General features: G+C 68.1%; 9 protein-coding genes and 1 tRNA gene. 8 read left to right on the top strand and 2 right to left on the bottom strand.

Going from position 1 to position 7,120, the window contains the following annotated elements; all coding sequences use genetic code 11:
• The 6 genes from VJ655_RS05775 to VJ655_RS05800 all read left to right on the top strand — a co-directional run.
• Positions 1 to 448: DUF177 domain-containing protein (locus VJ655_RS05775; protein WP_324110112.1), on the top strand; the 448-nt coding region annotated here is incomplete at its 5' end.
• 96 nt (positions 449 to 544) lie between these two features.
• On the top strand, positions 545 to 1,630 hold the full coding sequence (plsX, locus tag VJ655_RS05780) for a phosphate acyltransferase PlsX (protein ID WP_324110113.1): 1,086 nt from the start codon (positions 545 to 547) through the stop codon (positions 1,628 to 1,630).
• Positions 1,627 to 2,604 (top strand): beta-ketoacyl-ACP synthase III, encoded by a 978-nt coding sequence (locus VJ655_RS05785; protein ID WP_324110114.1) that lies wholly within the window; start codon positions 1,627 to 1,629, stop codon positions 2,602 to 2,604. The genes plsX and VJ655_RS05785 overlap by 4 nt, the downstream gene beginning before the upstream one ends.
• Positions 2,605 to 2,804: 200 nt before the next feature.
• Positions 2,805 to 3,107, top strand: a complete 303-nt coding sequence (locus VJ655_RS05790) for an integration host factor subunit alpha (RefSeq protein ID WP_324110115.1) — start codon at positions 2,805 to 2,807, stop codon at positions 3,105 to 3,107.
• 12 nt (positions 3,108 to 3,119) lie between these two features.
• Positions 3,120 to 3,545 carry a MerR family transcriptional regulator gene (locus tag VJ655_RS05795; protein WP_324110116.1) on the top strand — a complete coding sequence of 142 codons (426 nt, stop codon included), beginning with the start codon at positions 3,120 to 3,122 and terminating at the stop codon, positions 3,543 to 3,545.
• A 96-nt stretch (positions 3,546 to 3,641) separates the two neighbouring features.
• Positions 3,642 to 3,718 (top strand) — tRNA-Pro (locus tag VJ655_RS05800).
• 94 nt (positions 3,719 to 3,812) lie between these two features.
• Here the strand turns inward: VJ655_RS05800 and VJ655_RS05805 are convergent.
• A complete protein-coding gene (locus VJ655_RS05805; protein ID WP_324110117.1) occupies positions 3,813 to 4,049 on the bottom strand; it encodes a DUF2842 domain-containing protein in 237 nt (78 codons plus the stop codon).
• Positions 4,046 to 4,297, bottom strand: coding sequence for a GlsB/YeaQ/YmgE family stress response membrane protein (locus VJ655_RS05810; RefSeq protein ID WP_324110118.1), 252 nt, complete (start codon positions 4,295 to 4,297; stop codon positions 4,046 to 4,048). Before VJ655_RS05810 ends, VJ655_RS05805 begins: the two co-directional genes overlap by 4 nt.
• A 140-nt stretch (positions 4,298 to 4,437) precedes the next feature.
• Here VJ655_RS05810 and VJ655_RS05815 point away from each other — a divergent pair, with 140 nt between their 5' ends.
• Positions 4,438 to 5,469: a COX15/CtaA family protein gene (locus tag VJ655_RS05815; RefSeq protein WP_324110119.1), complete on the top strand. Its 1,032-nt coding sequence runs from the start codon at positions 4,438 to 4,440 to the stop codon at positions 5,467 to 5,469.
• A gap of 82 nt (positions 5,470 to 5,551) precedes the next feature.
• Complete coding sequence (locus VJ655_RS05820; protein WP_324110120.1) at positions 5,552 to 7,048, top strand: alkaline phosphatase; 1,497 nt, start codon at positions 5,552 to 5,554, stop codon at positions 7,046 to 7,048.
• Positions 7,049 to 7,120 lie beyond the last annotated feature (72 nt).

Here is a 7,120-nt window from a genome sequence, read left to right on the forward strand (position 1 = left end):
CGAGCAGCGCAAGGCCATCGCCAAGCAACTGGGTCTCGTCAGCCTCGAGGCGCTGTCGGCCGAGGTGTTCCTCACCTCCTGGCTGGACGGGGCCGAGGTTTCCGGCGTGCTGCGCGCCCGCGTGGTCCAGACCTGCGGCGCGACGGCCGAGGACTTCGAAACGCCGATCGACGCCCGCTTCGACCTGCGGGTGCTGCCGGCCAACAGCGAGAACGCGCCGCAGGAAGAGTTCGGCGACCTTGGCATCGATCCCGACGGCGACGATCCGCCAGACGTGCTGGAAGGCGAGAAGATCGACGTCTCCGGCTATGTCGTCGAGCACCTGGCGCTGGAGCTGGACCCGTTCCCCCGCAAGCCGGGCGCGGTGTTCGTCCAGCCGCCCGAGCCGGTCGAACTTTCCCCCTTCGCGGCGTTGAAGGGCCTGAATTTGAAGGACGAAGACGGCTAGAGGCTCCGACTCGACCGCTTGCGTGATATTCACGCGGATGTATCGTCCGCCGCCTTGAGGGGCGGCCGGGCCGCCTGCCGGAGCTTTCAGCGCCACGTGTCTCAATCCGTAGTCATCTCCGTCGACGCCATGGGCGGCGACCACGGTCCCTCCGTCGTCGTGCCTGGCGTCGCCCAGGCGGCCCAGGCCCTGCCCGGAGTGCGGTTCCTGCTGCATGGTGACGGCGCGAAGATCGAGGCGGAGCTGGCCAGGCATCCGGCCGCCAGGGCCGTCAGCGAAGCGCGCCACTGCGACCGGGCCATCGCGATGGACGAGAAGCCCGCCCAGGCCATGCGCCGAGGCAAGGGCTCGTCCATGTGGAACGCCATCGAGGCGCTGCGCGAGAACGAGGCCCACGCCTGCGTCTCGGCCGGCAACACCGGCGCTCTCATGGCCATCTCCAAGCTGATCCTGCGGATGGGCGCGGGGCTGGAGCGTCCGGCCATTGTCGCCAACTGGCCGACCATGAAGGGCGTGACGGCGGTGCTGGACGTCGGCGCCAACGTGGAGAGCGACGCGGCCCAGCTGGTCGAGTTCGCGATCATGGGCGCGGCCTTCCACCACGCGGTGCATGGCTCCAAGCGACCGACCGTGGGCCTGCTGAACGTCGGCTCGGAGGAGCAGAAGGGCCACGAGGAAGTGCGCGAGGCGCACGCCATCCTGCGCGAAGCCAATCTCGATTTCGACTATCACGGCTTCGTCGAGGGCAACGACATCGCCTACGGCACGGTGGACGTCGTCGTCACCGACGGCTTCACGGGTAACGTCGCCTTGAAGACCGCCGAAGGCCTGGCGCGGTTCTTCTCCAACGAGATCAAGACGACCCTGACCTCCACGCCGCTGGCCCTGATGGGCGCGGCCATCGCCTCCGGCGCGCTGAAGAAGATGCGGCAGCGCCTGGATCCGGGCCGGGTGAACGGCGGGCCGCTGCTGGGCCTCAACGGAATCGTGGTCAAGAGCCACGGTGGCGCGGACGCTGGCGGCTTCGCCTCGGCCCTCCGGGTCGCGACCAACCTCGCGCGCAGTGACTTCCGCGCCGAGATCGACAGAAATCTGAAGCGCCTGACCGCTGCCGCGGCCATGAACGAAGCCCCGGGGCAGGGGTCTGGTTCCGGCGTAGACCCCCAGGGAGCGGCCGAGTGAGCGTAGTTCGCAGCGTAGTGACCGGCGTCGGCGCCTATCTGCCGCCGAAGGTCGTGACCAATGACGACCTGGCCAAGTTCGTCGACACCAGCGACGAGTGGATCGTGGAGCGTACGGGCATCCGCCAGCGCCACCAGGCCGCCGAGGACCAGCCCGTTTCGGATCTCGCCGTCGAGGCCGCCAGGGACGCCCTGGCCGCCGCGGGCAAGACTCCCGCCGACGTCGACCTGATCATCGTCGCCACCACGACGCCCGACCTGACCTTTCCGGCCGTCGCCACCATCGTTCAGCGCAAGATTGGCGCGCCGGTGGGCATCGCCTTTGACGTTCAGGCCGTCTGCTCGGGCTTCGTCTACGCCCTGAGCGTCGCCGACGGTTTCGTGGCGCGCGGCCACGCCAAGTGCGCCCTGGTCATCGGCGCGGAGACCATGACCCGCTTGATGGACTGGAGCGACCGCGGCACCTGCGTGCTGTTCGGCGACGGCGCGGGCGCGGTGGTGGTGGAGCCGGGCGAGGGCAAGGGGACGACGGCCGATCGCGGCATGCTCGGCTTCGCCCTGCGCGCCGACGGTACGAAGCAGGACCTGCTCTATGTCGACGGCGGGCCGTCCACGACAGGCACGGTCGGCAAGCTGCGGATGCTGGGCAACCAGGTCTTCAAGCACGCGGTGGTCAACATCTCCGAGGCCATCCACGCCGCCGCCGCCGACGCCGGCGTCGCCGTGGCCGACGTCGACTGGTTCATCCCGCACCAGGCCAACCAGCGCATCCTGCAGGGCGTGGCCCATCGCTGCGGCATCGACGAGGCCAAGGTGATCTCCACCGTCGCCGTCCACGCCAACACCTCGGCCGCCTCGATTCCGCTGGCCTTCGCCCAGGGCGTCAAGGACGGGCGGATCAAGCCGGGCGACCTGTTGCTGCTGGAAGCCATGGGCGGCGGCCTGACCTGGGGCGCGTGCGTCCTGCGCCTTTGATGCGCAACATTGTGCGCGCTTGTCGCCGGGCCTGAACTGTCGGCCTTGAGCCTTTGACTTCATGCGATAATCGCGGCATGAGGTCATTGGTGGATCGAGGCGCGACCGGTTGAGGACGGTCGCACGAGGCGTCTATTCACCGCGAGTGCTCCATCGGAGGTGGTCCTTGGGCCGCCAGAGATACGCGTGAAGGGGGTTGCATGAAGGGCTCTACTTTGACCCGGGCCGACCTGTGCGAGGCGGTCCACGAAGAGGTCGGACTGACCCGTCAGGACTGTGCTGGCCTGGTCGAACGCACCCTGGACTTGGTCGCCGAGGCGCTCGAGGAGGGCGAGACGGTCAAGCTTTCCGGCTTCGGTGTCTTTCAGGTCCGTTCCAAGCGGGCCCGCATGGGCCGCAATCCCAAGACTGGCGAGCCCGCCGAGATCGAGCCCCGCCGGGTGATCGGCTTCCGGGCTTCCCAGGTCATGAAGGCGCGAATCGACCGCGCCTTGGGCGACTAGGGATTTCCTGCGGTGGCGAAGGGGCCGAACGCCTTCCGCACGATTTCCGAAGCCGCCGACGAGCTGGGCGTGCCGCAGCACGTCCTGCGTTTCTGGGAAACCAAGTTCTCCTTCATTCGTCCGATGAAGCGCGCCGGCGGGCGACGGTTCTACCGCCCCCAGGACGTCGCCGTGCTGAACGGCGTGCGAGCCTTGCTCCATAGCGAGGGGCTGACCATCAAGGGCGTGCAGAAGCTGCATCGCGACCACGGTCTGGCCCAGGTGATCGCGGCCGGCCTGGGTTCGAACGGATCGGCCCGTCTGGACTCCGGCATCGACTACGACGCTCCCGCCGTTCAGGCGCGACGCCTCGACGATCAGGCCCGAGACCGCCTGGCGTTCGCGCTGCGCGACCTTAGCGCCATCAAATCCCGGCTGGACGGACTTCTGGTCCGCTGAGGGGCCGGCGACCCGCCATTTTGGCTCCGATAATTTCGTCCGAAATCGCTGTTGCCCAACCCCGGGGCGGCGCCTATAAGGGCGCCTCTTCCGCGTCGGAGCGTGGCGCAGCCTGGTAGCGCACTTGACTGGGGGTCAAGGGGTCGCAGGTTCGAATCCTGTCGCTCCGACCATTTCCTTCGGGAAGCCTTTCCTTCGGGAATGGGCGGAAGACGAAAGGCCGCCCTCCGGGGCGGCCTTTTTCATTTCCAGCCTATCTGCCCCAGCCTACCTCTGGCCGACGTCCAGCGGCTTGTCGGCCTTGCCCATCCACGAGATCAGCGGGATGACCGGCAGGATCCAGCCCATGCCCAGCGCCACGAAGTAGACCAGGTGCACGAAGCGGTTCCGCGGCAGGTGGTCGTAGAGGCTGGTGAAGGCCCAGATCCACGCGAACAGGACGGCCATCACGCCGATCGAGCCGATCAGCTTGCGAAGACGGGCCGGAATGAGAGGAGCGCTCACGCGGTTCTCCGGAAAAGGCCGAGCACGGCCAGGAACACGACGGCCCCGACGCTGGCGACCGTCAGCTCGCCGACGACGCCGCCGACCGGAAGGCCGATGCGCGAGGCGACGAACGCTCCGATGAACGAGCCGATGACGCCGATCAAGAGCTTGATGAACAGCGAGTGGTGACGACCCAGCACGATGTCGGCGATCCAGCCGGCCAGGATGCCGACCAAAGCCGCCGCGAACACGCCCATCCCGCTCATCATTCCCTCCGTCCGGGCGGGTTCTGACACGAACCAGCGTCGGCGTCATGCCGGGCTCACAGAAACATTGATGCGGGCAAGCGGCGAGCGTAGGGAGGTGGCGCCGCATTTCGGCCCAGAAGTGACGCTTTTCCGACCCTATGACGTCTTTCCTGCGTTCCGACCGTTCGCGCGCCGTCGCGATCTGGCTCTTCATCGTCGCCGCCATGGTCTTCGCCATGGTCGTGGTCGGCGGGGCGACCCGTCTGACGGATTCAGGCCTTTCCATCACCCAGTGGAAGCCGATCATGGGCGCGCTGCCGCCGATGTCGGAGCAGGCCTGGCGCGAGAGCTTCGAGCTCTACAAGAAGATCCCCCAGTTCCAGCTGGTGAACCCCGACATGACCCTGGAGGGGTACAAGGGCATCTTCTGGTGGGAATGGGCGCATCGGCTGCTGGGCAGGGCCGTGGGCGTGGTCTTCGCCATTCCGTTCGTCGTCTTCCTGATCCGTCGCGACATCCCGCGCCGCCTGATCTGGCGCTGCGCCCTCATGTTGGGCCTGGGCGCCCTGCAGGGACTGGTGGGCTGGTGGATGGTGTCGAGCGGCCTCTCCGAACGGGTCTCGGTCGCGCCGGAGCGGCTGATGACGCACCTGGGTCTGGCCTTGGCGCTGTTCGTCGTCCTGATCTGGACGGGCCTGGACGCCTGGAGCGGCTCGCCCCGCGTCGAGGAGCGCTCGTCCTGGCGTGGCTGGGCCCTGGCCTTCCTGGGCGCGGTGTTCTTCCAGAGCCTCTTGGGGGCGCTGGTGGCGGGCAATGACGCCGGCCTCGTCTACAACGACTGGCCTCTGATGAACGGCGGGCTGCTGCCGGCTCAATATGCCGGCCATGGCCTGTGGGGCACGCTGGCCCATAGCCAGGGCGCGGTTCAGCTGCATCACCGCCTGATGGCCTACGCCCTGTTCGTCGGCGGCGTCGTTCTGGCGGTGGTCGCCCGGCGCGATCGTCCCCTGGCGGCGGGCAGCAAGGCCATGGCGGCGGCGGTGGCGCTGGTCGTCACCCTGCAGGCCGGGCTTGGGATCTGGACGCTGATGACGAGCGTGCCGATCGCCCTGGGCGTGCTGCACCAAGCGGGGGCGGCGATCTTGCTGGCCACCGCCACGATCTTCGCCTGGCGCGTGCGCCGTCCCTGATTTCCGGGGACGGGGACCGCGGGAACGCAAAAACTGTCACATGCCGGGCGCAAACGGGGCCGATTCCTCATGGAGCTTGGCCTTGATCCGCCCGTTCGTTCTCGCCCTCGTCGCGTCCGTCGCCGTCCCTGTCATCGCCCTGGCCCAGACGCCGGTCTCCGTCAGCGCCAGCGATCCCTACTACAAGGCCGGTGAAGCGGCTCTGGCCCGGCAGATCGCCGTCGTTCCGAACACGGGCAAGGCCAAGAACGTCATCCTGTTTCTGGGCGACGGCATGGGCATTTCGACGGTCACGGCCGGCCGAATTTACGACGGGCAGTTGAAGGGCGTGGACGGCGAATCGAATTCGCTGGCCTTCGAGAAGCTGGCCTATTCGGCGCTCTCCAAGACCTACAGCCACGACACCCAGGTCACCGACAGCGCCGCCGGCATCACGGCGATCATGACCGGCGTGAAGACCCGCAACAAGATCATCGGCCTGACCGGCGCGGCGATCGGTGAGAAGTGCGAGACGGAGAAGGGCGCGCGCGTCGAAACGCTCGCCGAACTGGCCAAGGCCAATGGCCGCGCCGCCGGCGTCGTCACCACCACGCGCGTCACCCACGCCACCCCGGCCGGCGCCTACGCCCACACCGCCTATCGCGACTGGGAAGGTGACGGCGACATGCCCATCGAGGCGATCCAGGGCGGCTGCAAGGACATCGCTCGCCAACTGATCGAGGCGCCGGACGCCTTGCGCCTGGACGTGGTCATGGGCGGAGGCCGCTCGCGCTTTCTTCCCGAGGACAAGGACGGCAGGCGCGCCGATGGCCGTGACCTGACGGCCGAGTGGTTGAAGGCCGAGGGCGCCGGCTCGTCCTACGTCACCACCGTGGATCAACTGAAGGCCCTGCCGGCCGACACTCGGCATGTGCTGGGCCTGTTCGCGCCCGAGCACCTCCCGTACGAGGTGGAGCGTCCGGTGCTGGGGCAGGGCGTTCCGACCCTGGCGCAGATGGCGCTGTCGGCGGTCGACGTGCTGTCGAAGAACCCGAACGGCTATTTCCTGCTGGTCGAGGGTGGCAAGATCGACATGGGCAGCCACCTGGGCAACGCCAAGCGGACGCTCAGCGAGACCGTCGAATTCTCGAAGGCGATCGAGGCCGTGCTGGCCAAGGTCGACCTGAAGGACACCCTGGTCGTCGTCACCGCCGACCACAGCCACGGACTGGTGATCTCGGGCTACGCGGCCCGCAACACACCGATCCTGGGGCTGGCTGGTAACGAGGGCGAGCCGGCCATCGCCGGCGACGGCAAGGCCTACACCACGCTGATGTTCGCCACCGGCCCGGGCGGTCCGCTGGGCGCCGACACGCGCGCCGATCCGGCCAAGGAAGACCTGGACGACGTCGACTACCATCAGGAAGCGACCGTGAATCTGCCCAGCGCCGCCCACGCCGGTGAGGACGTGGGCGTGTTCGCCGACGGCCCGCAGGCCTTCCTGCTGCGCGGCGTGGTCGAGGAGAGCTACATCTTCCAGGTCATGCGCCACGCGTTTGGGTTTGATGGGAAGGCGGGGGAGGCGACGAAGAAGCGCTGACGGCTTGGGCCGCGTAATCCTCCCCCTAGCGGGGGAGGTGGCGCGAAGCGCCGGAGGGGGAACTTGTCCTGG

Source organism: Caulobacter sp. (assembly GCF_035254145.1).
In the GTDB taxonomy this organism is placed as follows: Bacteria; Pseudomonadota; Alphaproteobacteria; order Caulobacterales; family Caulobacteraceae; genus Caulobacter.

Excerpts from the sequence above, each read along its gene's own strand:
- VJ655_RS05790 (WP_324110115.1), top strand. The coding sequence starts at position 2,805 with ATGAAGGGCTCTACTTTGACCCGGGCCGACCTGTGCGAGGCGGTCCAC.
- VJ655_RS05810 (WP_324110118.1), bottom strand. The coding sequence starts at position 4,297 with ATGAGCGGGATGGGCGTGTTCGCGGCGGCTTTGGTCGGCATCCTGGCC.
- VJ655_RS05815 (WP_324110119.1), top strand. The coding sequence starts at position 4,438 with ATGACGTCTTTCCTGCGTTCCGACCGTTCGCGCGCCGTCGCGATCTGG.